20 protein-coding genes are annotated in these 18,644 nt (G+C 44.5%); 8 read left to right on the forward strand and 12 right to left on the reverse strand.

Features of this window, described 5'->3' with window-relative positions; genetic code table 11:
• Positions 1–48: 48 nt before the first annotated feature.
• The 9 genes from nqrM to bolA all read right to left on the reverse strand — a co-directional run bounded on the left by nqrM (position 49) and on the right by bolA (position 8,031).
• On the reverse strand, positions 49–282 hold the full coding sequence (gene nqrM, locus ACXABW_RS11615) for a (Na+)-NQR maturation NqrM (RefSeq protein ID WP_252027902.1): 234 nt from the start codon (positions 280–282) through the stop codon (positions 49–51).
• Positions 283–297: 15 nt separating this feature from the next.
• The gene (locus ACXABW_RS11620; RefSeq protein WP_457522804.1) at positions 298–1,302 is read right to left on the reverse strand and encodes an FAD:protein FMN transferase; all 1,005 of its coding nucleotides are present in this window, start codon (positions 1,300–1,302) and stop codon (positions 298–300) included.
• A 133-nt stretch (positions 1,303–1,435) separates the two neighbouring features.
• A complete protein-coding gene (nqrF, locus tag ACXABW_RS11625; RefSeq protein WP_265688385.1) occupies positions 1,436–2,662 on the reverse strand; it encodes an NADH:ubiquinone reductase (Na(+)-transporting) subunit F in 1,227 nt (408 codons plus the stop codon).
• 33 nt (positions 2,663–2,695) lie between these two features.
• Positions 2,696–3,292 (reverse strand): NADH:ubiquinone reductase (Na(+)-transporting) subunit E, encoded by a 597-nt coding sequence (gene nqrE / locus ACXABW_RS11630; RefSeq protein WP_252027907.1) that lies wholly within the window; start codon positions 3,290–3,292, stop codon positions 2,696–2,698.
• 7 nt (positions 3,293–3,299) lie between these two features.
• Positions 3,300–3,932 (reverse strand): NADH:ubiquinone reductase (Na(+)-transporting) subunit D, encoded by a 633-nt coding sequence (locus tag ACXABW_RS11635; RefSeq protein WP_252027909.1) that lies wholly within the window; start codon positions 3,930–3,932, stop codon positions 3,300–3,302.
• Entirely contained in the window at positions 3,932–4,702 is a 771-nt protein-coding gene (locus ACXABW_RS11640; protein WP_252027911.1) for a Na(+)-translocating NADH-quinone reductase subunit C, read from the reverse strand. Before ACXABW_RS11640 ends, ACXABW_RS11635 begins: the two co-directional genes overlap by 1 nt.
• Positions 4,692–5,936: an NADH:ubiquinone reductase (Na(+)-transporting) subunit B gene (locus ACXABW_RS11645; protein WP_252027913.1), complete on the reverse strand. Its 1,245-nt coding sequence runs from the start codon at positions 5,934–5,936 to the stop codon at positions 4,692–4,694. The genes ACXABW_RS11640 and ACXABW_RS11645 overlap by 11 nt, the downstream gene beginning before the upstream one ends.
• 5 nt (positions 5,937–5,941) lie before the next feature.
• Positions 5,942–7,282 (reverse strand): Na(+)-translocating NADH-quinone reductase subunit A, encoded by a 1,341-nt coding sequence (locus ACXABW_RS11650; protein ID WP_252027914.1) that lies wholly within the window; start codon positions 7,280–7,282, stop codon positions 5,942–5,944.
• Between the two features lie 440 nt (positions 7,283–7,722).
• Positions 7,723–8,031 (reverse strand): transcriptional regulator BolA, encoded by a 309-nt coding sequence (bolA, locus tag ACXABW_RS11655; protein ID WP_252027916.1) that lies wholly within the window; start codon positions 8,029–8,031, stop codon positions 7,723–7,725.
• Between the two features lie 174 nt (positions 8,032–8,205).
• On the opposite strand from bolA, the gene ACXABW_RS11660 reads away from it, so the two are divergent.
• The 8 genes from ACXABW_RS11660 (at position 8,206) to csdA (ending at position 16,052) form a co-directional block, all read left to right on the forward strand.
• Positions 8,206–9,336 (forward strand): methyltransferase, encoded by a 1,131-nt coding sequence (locus ACXABW_RS11660; protein ID WP_457522807.1) that lies wholly within the window; start codon positions 8,206–8,208, stop codon positions 9,334–9,336.
• Positions 9,337–9,397: 61 nt separating this feature from the next.
• Complete coding sequence (locus ACXABW_RS11665) at positions 9,398–9,967, forward strand: YajG family lipoprotein (protein WP_457522808.1); 570 nt, start codon at positions 9,398–9,400, stop codon at positions 9,965–9,967.
• The gene (locus tag ACXABW_RS11670; RefSeq protein ID WP_265689400.1) at positions 9,967–10,512 is read left to right on the forward strand and encodes a peptidylprolyl isomerase; all 546 of its coding nucleotides are present in this window, start codon (positions 9,967–9,969) and stop codon (positions 10,510–10,512) included. The genes ACXABW_RS11665 and ACXABW_RS11670 overlap by 1 nt, the downstream gene beginning before the upstream one ends.
• A 57-nt stretch (positions 10,513–10,569) precedes the next feature.
• Positions 10,570–11,958 carry an AmpG family muropeptide MFS transporter gene (locus ACXABW_RS11675; RefSeq protein ID WP_457522810.1) on the forward strand — a complete coding sequence of 463 codons (1,389 nt, stop codon included), beginning with the start codon at positions 10,570–10,572 and terminating at the stop codon, positions 11,956–11,958.
• Between the two features lie 396 nt (positions 11,959–12,354).
• Complete coding sequence (locus ACXABW_RS11680; protein ID WP_457522811.1) at positions 12,355–13,212, forward strand: nucleoside-specific channel-forming Tsx family protein; 858 nt, start codon at positions 12,355–12,357, stop codon at positions 13,210–13,212.
• A 145-nt stretch (positions 13,213–13,357) separates the two neighbouring features.
• Positions 13,358–14,245: a 2-dehydropantoate 2-reductase gene (panE, locus tag ACXABW_RS11685; RefSeq protein ID WP_457522813.1), complete on the forward strand. Its 888-nt coding sequence runs from the start codon at positions 13,358–13,360 to the stop codon at positions 14,243–14,245.
• Positions 14,242–14,841 (forward strand): DJ-1 family glyoxalase III, encoded by a 600-nt coding sequence (locus ACXABW_RS11690; RefSeq protein ID WP_457522815.1) that lies wholly within the window; start codon positions 14,242–14,244, stop codon positions 14,839–14,841. The genes panE and ACXABW_RS11690 overlap by 4 nt, the downstream gene beginning before the upstream one ends.
• Positions 14,841–16,052, forward strand: a complete 1,212-nt coding sequence (gene csdA, locus ACXABW_RS11695) for a cysteine desulfurase CsdA (protein WP_457522817.1) — start codon at positions 14,841–14,843, stop codon at positions 16,050–16,052. The genes ACXABW_RS11690 and csdA overlap by 1 nt, the downstream gene beginning before the upstream one ends.
• Positions 16,053–16,179: 127 nt before the next feature.
• Here csdA and csdE read toward each other — a convergent pair whose 3' ends face one another.
• The 3 genes from csdE to mltA form a co-directional block, all read right to left on the reverse strand.
• Positions 16,180–16,611: a cysteine desulfurase sulfur acceptor subunit CsdE gene (csdE, locus tag ACXABW_RS11700; protein WP_457522818.1), complete on the reverse strand. Its 432-nt coding sequence runs from the start codon at positions 16,609–16,611 to the stop codon at positions 16,180–16,182.
• Positions 16,612–16,628: 17 nt separating this feature from the next.
• Complete coding sequence (tcdA, locus tag ACXABW_RS11705) at positions 16,629–17,438, reverse strand: tRNA cyclic N6-threonylcarbamoyladenosine(37) synthase TcdA (RefSeq protein WP_457522819.1); 810 nt, start codon at positions 17,436–17,438, stop codon at positions 16,629–16,631.
• An 86-nt stretch (positions 17,439–17,524) separates the two neighbouring features.
• Positions 17,525–18,628 (reverse strand): murein transglycosylase A, encoded by a 1,104-nt coding sequence (mltA, locus tag ACXABW_RS11710; protein ID WP_252027935.1) that lies wholly within the window; start codon positions 18,626–18,628, stop codon positions 17,525–17,527.
• Positions 18,629–18,644 lie beyond the last annotated feature (16 nt).

Raw genomic sequence — 18,644 nt, forward strand, 5'->3', positions numbered from 1 at the left:
ATCATGTGTTCCATGAAAACTTTGGGCTTTTTGAGTGATTGGAGCGGGTTAAGCGATGCGATCTTTTTCCCACGCAGCAAGCTTTTCTGCTCTAGCAGCTTCACGTGCTTCTCGCTTCTTACGTGCATCACACGGTTCTGGGCAGTTACATACCTTGTCGATACCTACCGCACCTAATCCGCCACAGCTTCCTTTAACCACTTTCTTTTGGAAAATGTAACCTACCGACATTGCTGCGATAACAGCTAGGAACACTCCAAAGGTAATCAAAAATGTATTCATAATGACATGCTCTTGTTAATTATGTACGTATGGTTTGTATGCTTCTGAAGTTAGCTCTAAGAACCCGTCTTTTGTTTTGACGATAATCAGAGCTGGGATATTGTGCTTATTCGCAACTTCCAATCCTTTCTCTTCACCCAATACCATTATGCCTGTCGCCAGGCCGTCTGCCGTCATAGACGACTTATCCAATACAGTAACAGACACAACCTTATTTCTGATCGGTTTACCTGTTTGTGGGTTAATTATATGCGAATAACGGATTCCGTCACGCTCAAAATAGTTACGATAATCACCAGAAGTGGCTATCGCCATATCACCCGGTTCTATGATCTCTTGAACACTGCGCTCATCTACCGAAGGTTTCTCAATCGCAATACGCCAGCGAACCCCTTCACGATTCACGCCTTTTAGGCGCAGTTCTCCACCAACTTCAACCATGTAGTCTTGAATGCCTTGAGATTCAATATAGTCGGCAACCACATCCACTCCCCAACCTTTTGCAATCGTAGAAAGGTCCACATACAAGTTAGGAATATCTTTTGATAATGAAGTAGCGGTAGCGCTCAAATGAGAAATGCCTGTGACTGCTTTACGTGCTGCTAGTTCTTCATCTGTTGGGACAACTTCAGGGCGTGCTTCTGGGCCAAACCCCCATAAATTCACTAACGGTCCAACTGTTACGTCAAGCGCGCCATGAGTAAGCTCATTAAGACGAATAGCTTCTTTCACAACAATCGCGGTTTGTGGTGAAACCTCGAATTGGTCGCTGCCTTGATATTGATTAAAACGACTTAGCTCCGAGTCTTTGCGGTAAGTCGACATTTGGTCGTTTACTTCTTCAAGTAAGCGGTCAACTTCCTGATGGATCTTTTGTGCATCAGGCGTCGAGTCTGATTCGATGTATTTGATGTTATAGGTGGTACCCATCGTAGGGCCACTTAAATGCACTTGCTCGGCCGGTTTTTCACAGCCAGCAAGGATCAAAAGAGAAGCTAACGCAACAAGCCATTTTTTCACTTGTTTACTCCTATAGATAAAAGTGGGGATAGGAAAATAGTCTAGATAAAACCGCTTTACTATCACAACCGAAGTTCGAAAAAAGAATGGCTGGCTCCAAGAGCCAGCCATAGAGTTCAATCACTTAGGTAGATTAACCACCGAAGTCATCTAGAAGGATGTTTTCATCTTCTACACCGAGATCTTTCAGCATACCGATTACAGCTGCGTTCATCATCGGTGGACCACACATGTAGTACTCACAATCTTCAGGTGCTTCGTGGTCCTTCAGATAGTTTTCGTACAATACGTTGTGGATGAAGCCAGTGTAGCCATCCCAGTTGTCTTCAGGCATTGGATCAGAAAGAGCACAGTGCCACACGAAGTTGTCGTTTTCTGCTTGTAGGCCATCGAAGTCTTCAACGTAGAACATTTCACGTTTAGAACGAGCACCGTACCAGAAAGACATCTTACGAGAAGAGTTAAGACGCTTAAGCTGGTCAAAGATATGAGAACGCATTGGAGCCATACCTGCACCACCACCAACGAATACCATTTCTGCATCAGTATCTTTCGCGAAGAACTCACCAAATGGACCAGAGATAGTACACTTGTCGCCTTCTTTAAGAGACCAGATGAATGAAGACATGATACCAGGTGGTACGTCTGGGTTATTAGGCGGCGGCGTAGCAATACGCACGTTCAGCATAATAATCCCTTCTTCTTCTGGGTAGTTTGCCATTGAGTAAGCACGGATAGTTTCTTCATCTACCTTAGACTCGTAGCGGAACAGATTAAACTTGTCCCAGTCTTCACGGTACTCATCCGGTACATCAAACTCAGAGTATTTAACGTGGTGAGCTGGAGCTTCAATCTGAATGTAGCCACCTGCACGGAAAGGTACAGATTCGCCATCAGGGATTTGAAGTTTAAGCTCTTTGATGAATGTTGCTTTGTTATCATTAGAGATAACTGAACATTCCCACTTCTTAACGCCGAAGATTTCTTCAGGTAGTTCGATTTCCATGTCAGTTTTCATTGCAACTTGACATGCTAGACGTTCACCTTCACGAGCTTCACCTTTAGTAATGTGATCAAGCTCAGTTGGAAGAATGTCACCGCCACCTGATTTAACTTTTACGCGACACTGACCACAAGAGCCACCGCCACCACAAGCAGAAGATACGAATACGCCAGCACCAGCTAGAGCACCCAGCAGCTTGCTGCCTGGTTGTGTAACGATCGCCAATGAAGGGTCATCGTTCACAGAAATTGTAATGTCACCTGATGGAACTAGTTTAGATTTAGCGAATAGAATCACTAAAACTAGCGCCAAAATAATCAGGGTAAACATTACTACACCAAAAATAATAGTAGACATTGACTATTCCTTATTTGCTGCGGTTTACCCGACTTACAGTTGAACACCAGAGAAAGACATAAAGCCCAACGCCATTAGACCTACAGTGATAAACGTGATACCAAGACCACGAAGACCAGGAGGTACGTCAGAGTACTTCATCTTCTCACGGAGACCTGCAAGAGCAACAATAGCTAGCAACCAGCCCACACCAGAACCAAAGCCGTATACAACAGATTCAGCAAAGTTGTAGTCACGCGTAACCATGAAAGATACGCCACCGAAGATCGCACAGTTTACAGTGATCAACGGTAGGAAAATGCCTAACGCGTTGTACAGAGGCGGGAAGAAGCGATCGAGGATCATTTCTAGAATCTGTACTAGAGCCGCGATTACACCGATAAAGGTGATGAAGTTTAGGAAGCTAAGGTCCACACCTTCAACTAACGCATTCTCTTTAAGGATAAAGGTATAAAGCAGGTTGTTTACTGGTACCGCGACAGTCAGTACGAAAACAACTGCTACGCCAAGACCGAAAGAGGTCTTAACTTTCTTAGATACTGCAAGGAATGTACACATACCTAAGAAGAACGATAGTGCTAGGTTCTCGATGAAGATCGATTTAACTAGCAAGCTAATGTAATGTTCCATGACGTCCTTACTCCTTCGCTTCTACTTGTTCAGGCTTGAACGTACGAATCGCCCAGATCAGGAAGCCGATCAGGAAGAATGCTGATGGTGCAAGTAGCATCAAGCCGTTTGGCTGATACCAACCACCATTACTTACTAGCGGAAGTACTTCTAGGCCGAATAACTTACCTGAACCAAATAGTTCGCGGAAGAAACCAACAGTGATAAGAACGAAGCCGTAACCAAGACCGTTACCAATACCATCGATAAGAGAAGGAATTGGCTCAGACTTCATAGCAAACGCTTCAGCACGACCCATTACGATACAGTTCGTAATGATAAGGCCTACGAATACAGATAGCTGTTTAGAGATATCGTATAGGTAAGCTTTAAGTACTTGGTCTACCACGATTACAAGTGACGCAATGATCGCCATTTGAGCAATGATACGTACACTGTTTGGAATGTGATTACGGATAAGAGAAACGAAGAAGTTAGACAGTGCAGTTACAAAGATAACCGCTAGTGTCATTACAAATGCCGTTTCTAGTTTGGTTGTTACTGCAAGTGCAGAACAAACACCAAGAACCTGTAGAGCAATCGGGTTGTTATCCAACACCGGTGCCATCAGACTCTTTTTAACGTTTTGTGCGCCAGACATTAGTTCAGACCTCCGTCACGAACTTTTGCTAGGAATGGACCAAAGCCCATGTCGCCTAACCAGAAATCAAATGTTCCTTGAACACCGTTACCTGTTAGCGTAGCACCAGAAAGGCCATCAACGCCGTGTTCTGAGCCAGCTGGAGCACCACCTTTAACAACCTTAATAGCTGGTTTGTGGTTCTCATCGAACAGCTTCTTACCTACAAATTGTGCACGCCAAGACGGGTTCTCAATTTCACCACCAAGTCCAGGAGTTTCACCCTGTTCGTAGTAAGTGATCGCAGAAACCGTGTTGCCATCTGTTTCAACAGCAACAAACGCGTACATCATAGACCATAGGCCGTTACCATGTACCGGTAGGATAACTTTAGATACTTCATCACCTTCTTTCACAAGGTATACAACACCTGTGTTAGCACGACGAAGAATCTTAGCTTTGTCTTGGTCCGCAGTTAGACGGATAGACTCAGCTGGATCTTTTGCAGCGGAACGTTGATCGTAAGTTGCAGCATCACCTTCAACAAAGTCACCTGTTTCGAAATCTACTAGACGCGGCTCAATGTATTGTGCAAATAGCTCAGGAACTTTCTTTCCTTCCGCTTCAATACCAGCAACTTCAACAATTTTAGTTTGCTTATCTAGTACAGCGTTTGCTTTTTGTTGATCGCGAAGAACAACAGCTGCTGTTGATACGATGATTGAACAAACAAGGCTCAACCCGATAACAACACCCAGCGTCTTTTTAATGCTGTCGTTATTACTTGCCATAGCGAGCTAGTCTCCGTTTGATGTTCTTTTCAACAACTAAGTGGTCGAATAGTGGTGCAAATAGGTTCGCAAATAGAATCGCCAGCATCATACCTTCAGGGTAAGCTGGGTTTACTACACGGATCATTACACACATTGCGCCAATCAGAATACCGTAAGCCCATTTACCTTTATCAGTAAATGACGCTGATACTGGGTCAGTCGCCATGAAGAACATACCGAATGCGAAGCCACCTAGAACTAGGTGCCAATGCCAAGGCATATTGAACATAGGGTTTGTATCAGAACCGATAACGTTGAACAGTGTCGCCACTGCAACCATACCGATCATAACACCACCAATGATGCGCCATGAAGCAATACCCATGTAAACGATCATTGCTGCACCGATCATAAGAGCTAGCGTCGATACTTCACCGATAGAGCCTGGGATGTTACCAATGAACGCATCCATCCAAGTGATTGCATCACCCGTGATAGTGTTCACTAGAGCACCATTACCGCCTTGTGCCCATTGGCTAAGCGCTGTAGCACCAGAGAAACCATCAGCCGCAGTCCACACTAAGTCACCCGAGATTTGAGCTGGGTAAGCAAAGAATAGGAAAGCACGGCCAGCAAGCGCTGGGTTAAGGAAGTTACGACCAGTACCACCAAAGATTTCTTTCGCAACAACAACACCAAAGGTAATACCTAATGCTGCTTGCCAAAGTGGAAGTGTCGGCGGAACAATCAATGCGAATAAGATAGAAGTAACAAAGAAACCTTCGTTAACTTCGTGCTTACGCACCATACAGAAAAGCACTTCCCAGAAACCACCAACGATGAACACCGTCGCGTAAATCGGTAGGAAGTAAGTTGCACCTAGCAACATCTTACTGCCCCAACCAGCTTCAGGACTCAACGTTCCTCCAAGCATTTCGGTTAGCCAGTAGTGCCAATCGCCACTGATTACTGCTGCAAGCTCTGCACCAGAGTACATGTGGTTTAGTGCTGCGATAGCTTGACCACCTGCGTTGTACATACCCCAGAACATTGCTGGGAATACCGCAAGCCAAACCATGATCATGATACGTTTTAGGTCAACGCTATCACGGACATGCGAGCTTTTCTTTGTAACAAGACCAGGTGTGTAAAACAGAGTTGCTGCCGCTTCGTAAAGCGCAAACCACTTCTCGTGTTTTCCACCAGGCTCAAAATGATGCTCGATGTCTTCAATAAACTTTTTAAGGCCCATGAAAATTACCCTTCCTTCACAATTGTATCTAGGCATTCACGAAGTAGTTCGCCGTACTCGTATTTACCAGGACATACAAAGGTACACAGTGCTAAATCTTCTTCATCTAGTTCAAGAGCACCTAAACGCTGAGCGTTATCAGTATCACCTGCACATAGATCACGAAGTAGCAATGTTGGTTCCATATCAAGTGGCATTACTTTTTCGTAGTTACCAATTGGAACCATTGAACGGTCACTACCGTTAGTCGTTGTTGTCATGTTGAACAACTGACCTTTAAAGATGTGACCAAGGAAAGAGCGAGTAACAGAGAACTTGTTCTTACCAGGCATAGCCCAGCCGAATAGATCTTTCTCGCGGCCTTCACGTAATACAGAAACCTGTACGTGGTAACGACCTAGGTAAGCATGAGGACCCGTTGCGTGAGTACCAGTTAACACTGAACCAGAAATCACACGAACTTCGCCTGGCATCAACTCGTTGTCTGTTACATCGTCTAGGCTAGCACCTAGCGTTGTACGGACTAAACGAGGATTGTTTACAACTGGACCTGCAAGAGAAACAACACGGTCAGTGTAAAGCTCACCAGTTAGGAATAACTTACCAAACGCAATAACGTCTTGGTAGTTGATGCTCCACGCCACATTTTCTACATTCACTGGGTATAGGAAATGCATGTGGGTGCCAGCTAGACCAGCTGGGTGAGGGCCATCAAACACGTGCTCTTCTACATTAGATTGACCAGAACGAGGAAGGCTAGAACCAGACTTACATACGTAAACCTTGCCTTCAGTCAATGCAGAAAGAGCATCAAGACCAGCAACAAAAGCATCTGACTGCTCGTTGATAATCAATTCAGGGTCAGCTGCCAATGGGTTGGTATCCATTGCAGTAACGAAAATCGCCTGAGTTGTAGAATCGATTGCTGGAACCTTGCTAAACGGACGAGTACGTAAAGCTGTCCAAAGACCAGAGTCAACTAACTGAGTTTTAATCGCTTCGCGATCAAGACCCGCAATCTGACCTGCTTCAAACTTATCGAACGTTACCTGCTCATCACCTGCCACTTCAATCACAACGGATTGTAGGACACGTTTTGCGCCACGGTTAACCTCGATAACTTTACCGCTTGCTGGTGAAGTAAATTTCACGCCTGGGTTCTTCTTGTCTTCAAAAAGAACTTGAGCTTTCTTTACTTCATCACCTACGCGAACATGCATCGTAGGACGCATGCCAACGTACTCTTCGCCAAGCAAGGCGACTTTATTGATGGTCTTACCATCATTAATCACCTGGGATGGAGTTCCTGCGATAGGAAGGTCCAAACCCTTCTTTATTGTAATCATACGCACTTGCACTACTTTATCGGGAAAAAGATTCTTTAATTGCGTAACTTTTAGACACGACACTAGTGTCCGGTTTTGATGCTGTTTAAAACATCAAAATCGCAACATCCTATTAATTATCTCATCACAAAATTTGAGTGAGATTTATCAGGTGCGATAGTCTAGCATTTTTTCTCAACCTGATGCCATGACCAATAACTTGATAACTCGTTTTATTTCGAAGGTTTTGAAGAATAAAGGCTATAGAATAGTCATAAGTTTGAAGCATCGCACAAACCCCTATTCCCTTACTCTTTAGAGGTATTTCTATTCGGTAATCATTTTAAACAAATGGAAACAAACAATTTGTAACATTTATTTGTTGAAACACTGTTAACAAAGCGAACAAAAAACAGACACAAAAAAGGGCAGCAAACGCTACCCTTCTCAATTTCTCAAACTTATTTTCCACCACCCATACACATAGGGCTGTCTGGGAAAGACTGTTTTTCTTTTTCCCACTCTTCCTCTGTATAGGTATGCATAGAGAGCGCGTGAATTCCGCCCGCTAATTCCTCTGCCAATACTTGATTGACCGCACGGTGACGTGCAATCAAGCGTTTACCTTCAAACTCTGTGCTGACAATTACAACTTTAAAATGGCTCTCAGACCCTGCTGGTACATTGTGCATGTAGCTTTCATTCATCACCTTTAGCTCGATAGGAGAGAAAGCTTGGCTTAGCTTTTGTTCGACAATTTCTTGAATCATGTCTGTTCCTCAATTCGATAGCTTACGTCTAAGGCTGACATAAGCGAAATAATAAAGTCATCTTACTCCGCAAAACCAGAGAGAAAAAGGTTTTGGTTTCTTGTTGTCGCTCCATTTGCGACAATGATGTTGAACATCCCTAGACGACTTCAAACACTAATAACTTTGACCAATATGAACATTGAGCTCTCTCTTCACGATCGTAATCTAACTTTATATCGTTACCCAGTTCGAACCAACGAAACACTTCAAGCTTGGGATGCAGGTGATGAATACCTGATCAACCACGTAGAAGAACTGGACTTAGCACCCAATCAAAACATTCTGATTATCAACGATCATTTTGGTGCTCTTTGTTGCTGGTTTTCCAACATTCACAATGTCACCCTGATGAGCGACTCATTTCTCGCGCACACAGGGACTAACGAAAACTTGCAGCGTAATCATTGCCGTCCGATTCACTATATAACATGTATGGACGCTATTCCGGATTCGATTGATTTGGTCTTATTACAGCTGCCTAAGAGTAACAGGCATCTAACTTGGATATTGTCTCAACTGCGTCAACAAGTTCCTTCCCATGTGCCTGTTATAGGTGTGAATAAGGCCAAAGAGATCCATACTTCAACTCTGAAGCTATTTGAGAAATACTTAGGTGAGACAAAAACATCATTAGCATGGAAGAAGCATCGTTTAGTATTTTCACAAGCCAACAGCCGAACTTCTCTACCTGTTTCACCAATAACGGAATGGAAAGTTGATGGAGAAGATATTCGGCTAAGTAATCTCCCTAATGTTTATTCTGGCGAGTCTTTGGACTTAGGTGCACGCTTTATCTTGCCTCATTTACCGAGCACAGATAAGCCACTAAAGATCATTGATTTAGGCTGTGGTAATGGTGTTCTATCAGTAAAATTGGCTCAGCTTAATCCGAACGCACACATCACAAGTGTAGATGAGAGTTTTATGGCGGTGGAGTCCGCTCAAAAAAACATGCTAGACAACCTAGGCCAAGCTCAGCAGCATCAATGTGTTGCGAATAACTGTTTAGACGGTTTTGAGGCAAACTCTACCGACTTAGTTGTCTGCAACCCACCTTTCCATCAGCAGCAAGCTATTACGGATCACATTGCATGGCAGATGTTCTGTGATGCAAAGCATGTTCTTGCCAAAGGTGGACAATTAATTGTTATCGGAAACCGACACCTCGGCTACGATGGGAAACTATCTCGACTATTCGGAAAGTCGCAAGTATCGACTGTCGCTTCCAATAAGAAATTTGTTATTTTACAAGCGACTAAATAGTTCACTATTATCTACATACAAATATCTCTACAGTCTTGAGAGCATGATAAAGGAAAACACCATGAGAAAACTGGTTCTTGCCGCATCTATAGCGCTACTAACTGCGTGTTCTGCCCCTCAACCAGAACAAATCAATTTTAAGCCTAAAGCCGTGCTCAGCAGCAGTGACCTTGTAGATGGAAGCTCGTACACCTTAACCAGTAAAGACGTTCGTTCGGCTCAGTATGTTGCGCTAGTTGATAGTGGTCGTTCAAACATCGAACCTCTTCATGCTCAGCAAAATGTACGTATTTCTTTGGAAAACGCTCTTCTGGAGCAGTTTGGTTCCCAAGGTTTCCGTAGCACTGTAAACAGTGAAAACTCGGTTGAAGTTGAAATTCAAGAAGCCCTAGTAACGGTAAAACACTCCGTGATGGAAAATGAAATGGATGGCAAAGTCACCATTGAAATCACGGCTGAAACACCGAAAGGCAAACTTGTAAAAACCTACAATGGCACAGCGACTCGCTCTGGAATGCTGAGCGCTTCTAACGAAGAAATTGCGACAGTGCTGAACGATGTTGTCAATCTTGTTCTAAAAGAAGTCGCTAATGACCGTGAGCTGAAAGAGTACATGGCGGAGCGTTTCTAATGATTCGCACTATTATTTCTACCCTAGCATTAGTGAGCTGCTCGGTATTGGCAGGCCCAAAAGTGTTGGTTGAAACCAACCTCGGCCCTTTCACGCTGGAGCTTAACGACCAAAAAGCGCCAATTACAACAGCGAACTTCATCAAGTACGTTGAAGACGGAAGCTACATTGGTAGCATCTTCCATCGCGTGATTCCTGGTTTTATGGCACAGGGCGGTGGCTTTAACCAAAAGATGGACCGCTTACCAACCTATTCGAGTATCAAAAACGAAGCATCTAACGGCTTGAAAAACGATACCGCGACCATCGCTATGGCTCGTACTAACGATCCTGATAGTGCAAGTCGCCAGTTCTTTATTAACTACAAGAACAACGATTTCCTGAACCAATCAGGTGCTAATGCTGGTTACGCCGTTTTTGGTCAAGTAACTCAAGGATTTGAAGTGGTTCAAGAGATGTCTCGTAAACCCACTTCTTCTTTTGGCCGCATGCAAGACGTTCCTGTCGAGCCGATAGTTATCACCAACATCAGCGTGATTAAGTAGCCCCTCCAAGGCTCTGGATATTGCCAGAGCCTTTTCATTTCATAAGGACTTGGCTCTATGTCTCAAAATGCCCAATCATTATCCTGGGTTGAAACCCTACGCAGTTATCTAGATCGTCGCCTAATGTGGGTTTTCATGCTCGGGTGTTCGAGCGGATTTCCATGGGTTCTGATTGGCTCGAATATGTCTGGTTGGCTCAAAGATGCAGGCCTAACACGTGCAGCCATCGGCTACTTTGGAAGTGTATTTGCGGTATACGCCATCAATTTTTTATGGGCGCCTCTAGTAGACCGTGTAAAGCTTCCTGTTTTACACGCTGTATTAGGTCAGCGTCGAAGCTGGATTTTCTTGTGCCAATCTTTCGTGCTGGTATGTACCCTGCTTATTGCGGGCGTCAATCCTGCAGACAACTTGATGTTCACTTCTATGTTGGCGTTGGCTATTGCAACAGCATCGGCAACTCAGGACATCGCCATTGACGCTTTCCGAATCGATACCTTTCCTAAGTCAGAATCGAACAAACTCCCTCAAGCATCAGCCATGGCTGTCATTGGTTGGTGGACTGGTTACTCCTTACCAGGCTATGTTGCCTTTATTAATGCCGACTCAATTGGCTGGAACGGTGTTTACTATGGGATGGCGATTTTCGTTGCGATTCTAATGGTATTTACTTTACTGGTAGGTGAACCTAAGACTGAACGTGAACGACTTCAGGCACAAGCCGAGCAACGTCACGAGAAAGTCGTCAGCTCGAAATTGGTCGCATGGCTAAGTGTCACAGTAGTTGAACCGTTCTTAGACTTCTTTAAGCGCAACGGCGTACAAGTCGCCATCACACTTTTGCTGTTTGTATTTCTGTTTAAGATTGGTGAAGCATTCTTGGGCCGAATGTCGATTACATTCTATAAAGAAGTCGGCTTCAGTAACGAGCAAATCGGCCACTATTCGAAGTTGATAGGCTGGGGAGCAACAATATTCTTCACTCTCGTCGGCAGCATGTTCAACGTTAAGTTCGGCATAGTGAGAGGCTTAATGATCGGCGGTGTTGCTATGGCAGCGAGCAACTTAATGTTTGCTTGGATCGCGAAAGTGGGTCCAAATGAACACCTATTCCTTGCAACAATCATCGTCGATAACTTTACCACGGCATTCTCTACGGTTGCCTTTGTTTCTTTCTTAACCGTGCTTACAGGTCAAGCATTCTCTGCCACTCAGTACGCGCTGCTAGCCTCACTCGGTAACTTTGGGCGAACCACGCTTGCTTCATTTAGCGGTGAACTTGCGGACTACTTAAACGACTGGTCACTATTCTTCATAATAACTGCATTAATGGTGATCCCAAGTTTGATCATGCTGTATTCGTTACGGCACTACTTTGGTAATCTGCTTGAACAAGCGAGAGCTCGAGATTCTGAACCTAACCACCCCATAGAATCTGAAAAGTAATAAAAAGCGGCTTACAAGCCGCTTTTTACTTTCACTGTACGGACCAAACAATTCACCAAGCAAATAATAAAACCAATATCACATTAATTTGATAGATTTTTTACTCTATTCAGACATATAGTCGTAGTAACTAAAATTGTTGGTTAATCGATAACCATATATTTCATAAAACCCAGCCCAAAAACCAACTCAGATCACAATAACAATGCAAGATAATGCAACTTGAATTTAGTTCCCCTAAATAAATCACTAATGAGATCCAGATCACTATATTTGTTTATTTTTGCACCTTTTATCACTTTTAATTGAGATTTTTATCGCTATTATGCGCGTCATTCGGATAAGCGTAGCGCACGGATAAGCGCCTATAAGCATACAAACATAGAGAGTCCCATTATGCGTAAATCACTTCTAGCTCTTGGCTTGTTAGCAGCAACATCAGCTCCAGTTATGGCAGCAGATTACTCTGACGGCGATATTCACAAAAACGACTATAAATTCCTTCAGTTTAACCTGATGGGCGCTTTCAACGAGAAAGGTGTATCAGAATCTACTCATGACTATTTAGAGATGGAATTTGGTGGCCGTAACGGCATCTTCGATCTTTATGGCTATGTTGATGTGTTCAACCTAACTTCTGATTCAAGCAGCGACAAAGCTAAATCGGAAAAAATCTTTATGAAGTTTGCCCCACGTATGTCTCTAGACGGCCTAACAGGTAAAGATCTATCTTTCGGTCCTGTACAAGAACTTTACGTTGCAACTCTTATGGAGTGGGGTGGTGGCGGTGCTACTAACTGCAACGATACAGGTTGTATAGACGGTAGCCCAGGCGTTAACACTCAAAAAGTAGGTCTTGGCTCAGATGTTATGGTTCCTTGGTTTGGTAAAGTAGGCCTAAATGTATACGGTACTTACGATTCAAACAAAAAAGATTGGAACGGCTACCAAATCTCGACTAACTGGTTCAAACCATTTTATTTCTTTGAAAATGGTTCATTTATCTCATACCAAGGTTACATCGACTACCAATTTGGTATGGACACAGATAAAGGTTATGCAACTTCCAGCCACGGCGGTGCAATGTTCAACGGTATCTACTGGCACTCAGATCAGTTTGCTGTGGGTTACGGTCTAAAACTGTACAGCGACGTTTATGGCTTCGAAGATGGTGCAGGTCTACCATGGGATGAGTCTGCTAAAGCAGAATCATCAGGTGCAGGTCACTACGTTTCTGTAACTTACAAGTTCTAATTGAACTTTGTAGCATCCGAAAATGGCGCCGAATGGCGCCATTTTTATTGGCGATTAGAATTTAACCTTACTTTCCAAACATTTTCATTTGCTTTAGGCTCGCTTCGCATTATCCTTGCCACAAATCATCTATTGAGGCTATACAGTGAATATTGTGGTACTTGGCCCCGGTGCAATTGGCTCACTATGGGCTACGAAACTCCAGCAAGCCGGGCACAATGTCTCTATCTGGGGCAATCAACTCGCTCCCCATCTTAGTATTCAGCTTGATGAACAACCCAGTATTCAATTTGAGAACAAAAAGGCAGAAAGTGTCGAAAATGCTGACCTTATTCTCGTCACCGTTAAGGCGTGGCAAGTAAAAGGCGCCCTCGAGCCTTTAATCGCTCATATTCATCCTGAATGCATGTTACTGGTTATGCACAACGGTATGGGAGCAATAGATGAGTTGGCGGGCCAACTCCAGCAACCTTTACTACTGGCCACCACCACTCATGGTGCGTACAAGCCTAATGCTAATAAGGTATTGCATACAGGTCATGGAGCCACACAAGTTGGCGGTTACAATCTTAAAGGTGAAAAGTGCCAGTTTATCCAAGAAGTGCTCAATCATGCGCTGCCAAGCGTAGTCTGGAACCCTGATATTCAACTGGCATTGTGGACTAAACTTGCAATCAATTGTGCCATCAATCCTCTTACCGCCATAGAAGGCTGTAAAAACGGCCAGCTCGCGCAGCCTGCATATCAGCCAGTACTCAAAAACATCGTTGATGAAATTACTTTGGTTATGGAAGCGGAAGAGTACGCTATCAGTAGTGCGACCCTTTTCGAAAGCGTACAGTCAGTCATTCGCAATACCGCCGATAACCTATCTTCAATGCATCAAGATGTTTTCTATCACCGAAAAACCGAGATAGACTTTATTACTGGCTATTTACTAAAGAAAGCGCGCGAACACGGGATACCGACCCCAGAAAACCAGCGCCTCTATGACAAAATACAAAAACTAGAACGAGATTGGACTCACCAATGAGCAAACGAATTTTAGTGCCTATTGCTTCCGGCACTGAAGAAATGGAAGCCATCACCATCATTGATACTCTAAGACGCGCAGGCTATGAGGTCGTTGTCGCTAGTGCAGACTTTGAAGGTGAACTGACACTGACAGGTTCTCGTTCGATTGTACTGACTGTGGAATGTAAACTGGTCGATGTCGCTGATGATGAATTCGATGCTGTTGTATTACCAGGTGGTGTCGGTGGTGCAGAAACATTCAGAGACAGCACACTGTTGGTCGAAATCGTTAAGCAACAAATGTACGACGGACGTTTAGTGGCTGCAATCTGCGCGGCACCAGCATTGGTGTTGAAGCATCATAACCTTTACCCAGACGCGCTTATGACCTGTCACCCTAGCTTTCAATCTCATATTGATGAGAAGCTGTGGCGTGCTAAGCGAGTCACCATCGATGTAAACCACGACCTAATTACCAGCCAAGGTCCTGGTACAGCGCTTGAGTTCGCCGTCGAAATCATTATCTACCTTTCAGGTAAAGAGCATGCATGGAATGTCGCTGAACCAATGATCCCTAACCCAACCCTTCACTATCATAAATTTGGTGACGAATAATGTTTGATGTTGGCTCGGTACGTGCGCAATTTCCTGCACTCACCCAAACAGTAAATCAAGAACCTTTGGTCTATTTGGATAGCGCGGCAACCACGCAAAAGCCGCAAGTCGTCATCGATGCTATTACCCGTTATTACAGTGCTCAAAATGCCAATGTTCATCGCGGCAGCCATAGCTTAACAGCCAATGCTACTAGCCAATTCGAGCAAGCTCGTAAAACCGTCGCTAAGTTTATCGGAGCAGAGTCTGAAAAAGAGGTCATCTGGACTAGAGGAGCAACAGAGGCCCTAAATCTAATTGCTCAGACCTACGCTCGAAACACACTCAAGCCAGGTGATGAAATTCTCGTCAGCGAAATGGAGCATCACGCCAATATTGTTCCATGGCAAATTGTCGCAGAGCAGACTGGCGCAACAGTCGTTAAGGTTCCAATGACGTCTGACTGCCAATTTGATTTGGGCGTTTTTGAGCAAACCATTTCAGAGAAAACTCAGATCGTCGCCCTGGCGCACACCACTAATGTGACCGCCACAAGGCAACCGATTGAAGAAGTCATCGCGATAGCCCATCGTCACAATGCTGTGGTAGTGATTGACGGTGCACAAGGCATTGTCCACGAAAAAATCGATGTATCTCAGCTGGACGCTGACTTTTTTGTGTTTTCCGGCCATAAGCTGTATGCCCCAACCGGCATTGGCGTGCTGTATGGCAAACTTGCTTTGCTTGATGCCATGCCACCATGGCATGGGGGTGGGAAAATGGTCGAATCCGTCTCTTTCGAAGGCACCACGTTTACCGAGTTACCAGGTAAGTTTGAGGCTGGCACTCCAAATGTGGCAGGCGCCATCGCTCTAGCTACTGCCATTGAATGGTATAAAGAGTTTAATCTTTCTGATGTCGAACAGCATATTCATCAATTGCAACATGCAGCCTACCAAGCACTGAGCAGTATAGAAGACATCGATATTCTGGGCTATCAACCCAACTCTAGCGTGCTCACCTTCGTCATAGATGGTGTTCATCACCAAGATATTGCCACTCTGCTCGATCAACAAGGTATTGCTGTCCGCGCCGGCAACCATTGTGCTCACCCCTTAATGGATGCCCTAGGAGTCAAAGGAACCGTGAGGGTATCTTTCGGTATCTATAACACTCAGCAAGATGTACTACGCCTAGTTTCAGCGATAGAAAAAGCCGTCGATATGCTTTAAAACTTTTGCTGCAATAGCGACAAATAAAAAAGGTTGGCACAATGCCAACCTTTTTTATTTCAATTACCGTGAATGAGTCACATTACCTTGTGGTGTTATGGGGGTGTGATGCTCTAGATTCGTATCGTTATAGACTTGCCGCAAGTTTGATTTGCTCAACGATCGCTTTCAGCCCATTTCCCCTCGATGGACTTAAATGGGCAACAAGCCCCAACAGATCAAAGTATTCATTGATGTTGAAAGCAGCAATCTCTTCACTGTTCTTTCCTTCATATGCGGCTAATACAATCGCAATCAATCCACGCACAATACGAGCATCTGAGTCGGCACAAAAGTACCATTTTCCATCAATATTCTCACTCACTAGCCAAACCGTACTTTCACAGCCTGATACTGTTACTTGATCAGATTTTAGCTCTTCTGGCATTTTGGGAAGTTTTTTTCCCCACTGGATGACTTGGCGATAGCGTTCTTCCCAGCCTTTAAAGGCTTGCATTGTTTCTACGATATCTTGCGAAGAAATATCGCGCCCAAATGGAGATGGAGGAAAATTCGACATTATCTGCTCCGCTAATATTACTTGCTGTATTTTTGGATAAGCTTTTCGACTATACGCGACACGGCGACAAAACCAAACGTCGCAGTCACAACCGTTGCAGCACCGAAACCACTTGCACAGTCCATGCGTTTAGGACCTTCTGCTGTTGATTTTACTCCACACACACTGCCATCCGGCTGAGGGTATTTCAGTTGTTCTGTGGAAAAGACACAGTCAATTCCGAACTTGCGCGCCGGATTGGTTGGGAAGTTATGATGACGACGCAACGTGTCTTTGATCTTCTTAGCGAGTGGATCTTGAATAGTCTTAGTCAAGTCAGCGACTTTAATCTGAGTCGGATCAACTTGGCCGCCTGCACCACCTGTCGTAATTACCTTTATTTTGTTACTGCGGCAATACGCTAGCAAAGAGGCTTTCGCTCTTACACTATCGATCGCATCAAGCACATAGTCGTACTCTTTGCTCAAGTACTCTTGTTGATTGTCCGGAGTTATAAAGTCATCAATAAGATTCACTTTACATTCTGGGTTAATAAGCTTAACTCGCTCGGCCATCACTTCAATTTTGCTCTGGCCAACTGTCCCTGACATCGCATGGATTTGACGGTTGATATTAGTCACGCACACGTCATCCATATCAATTAAGGTTAACTCACCTACGCCCGTTCTCGCCAAGGCCTCAACTGCCCAGGAACCAACCCCGCCAATGCCAATAACACAAACATGAGCTGCACGCAGTATTTCCACTTCACTATTTCCGTAAAGCCTGCGAGTACCACCGAATCGTTGGTCGTAATTTTCAGAAGCAGGAGAGTCGAGTTCACGCATATTGATTGTCCGCTCAGTACAAAAAAGAAGAGTGCGATTTATACGCACTCTTGATTAAAAAGTCTAGATGAGATCCTCACCGATGGTTATTGTAACTTTTCCGGTGGTAACGCCCAAGGGGCTTGTGTTGGAGAATCCTCAAGCCCTAGCTTCCAGACTCGGCCAAAGTGTTTGTAATGGCCCGCTTCAGTTCCTGCTCTTGGCCCCATACCATGGTAAAGGTCTAGGTGGTTATCTTTCACCGCACCGCCTGTATCCAACACGATCAAAATCCTTAGTTGGTGCGCGCCGCTCCAAGTACCATCGGTATTGAGCAGTGGCACTTCTGCAAGAATTGGGGTTCCCATAGGGAATATAGAGCGGTCACCGGCTACCGATGCCATTGGCAGTAACGGAATACCTGCCGACCCTGTTACTGGCGCATCAGCTCTCGGTTCAAAGAAAACAAATGATGGGTTCTGCTCAAGCAGTTCACGCACCGTCGCTTCGTCGTTCTCTAGAACCCACTCTTTGATCGCCTTCATCGACATTTTTTCGCGTGGGACTAAATCACGCTCAATCAATACTCGACCAATGCTGACGTAAGCTTTATTGTTTTTACCGCCGTAAGCGAAATACTCTAACGTATCGTCATCTTCAAAGTGAACAAACCCACTGCCTTGTACTTCCATTAGAAATGGGTCAATCATATTCGCTGCATAGCCGAGCTCTAGCCCCTTCCCTTCCAAGGCTCCATCATAAATTTGAGCGCGAGTTGGACAGTCGCTTTCACAATCCGGCATGGCATATACAGGGTATTTAAACTTTTCGTTTGGCGTATGACGAAGTTCCATCACTGGGGAAAAGTATCCAGTGAATAACACATTACCTTTTTTATCTCCGCCACCCAATTGCGCAGTTTGAATACCAAACTGAGCGAGTTCGGATGTATCGCCACTTTGAAGCGCCCACTCACTGATCCGCTCATAAAGTGGTTGGTAAATCTTCGCCATAGACGGCGAGTTGTTGATAACTTCTTCAGATTGTCTTTGGAACTCAGTAAAATCTTGCGGTTTATCTGAATCCACGGAGGTGACTTTATTTAAAGTGTTAGTGAACTCTTCATCTAAATATTGCTGAGCTCTATCGGTAGGTTGAGCACAGCCCGCGAGCAGGGCTGTGATGAAAATGGGTACTAGAGGCTTAATCACGAAAGTCATCCCTTTT

The organism is Vibrio paucivorans, assembly GCF_054053395.1.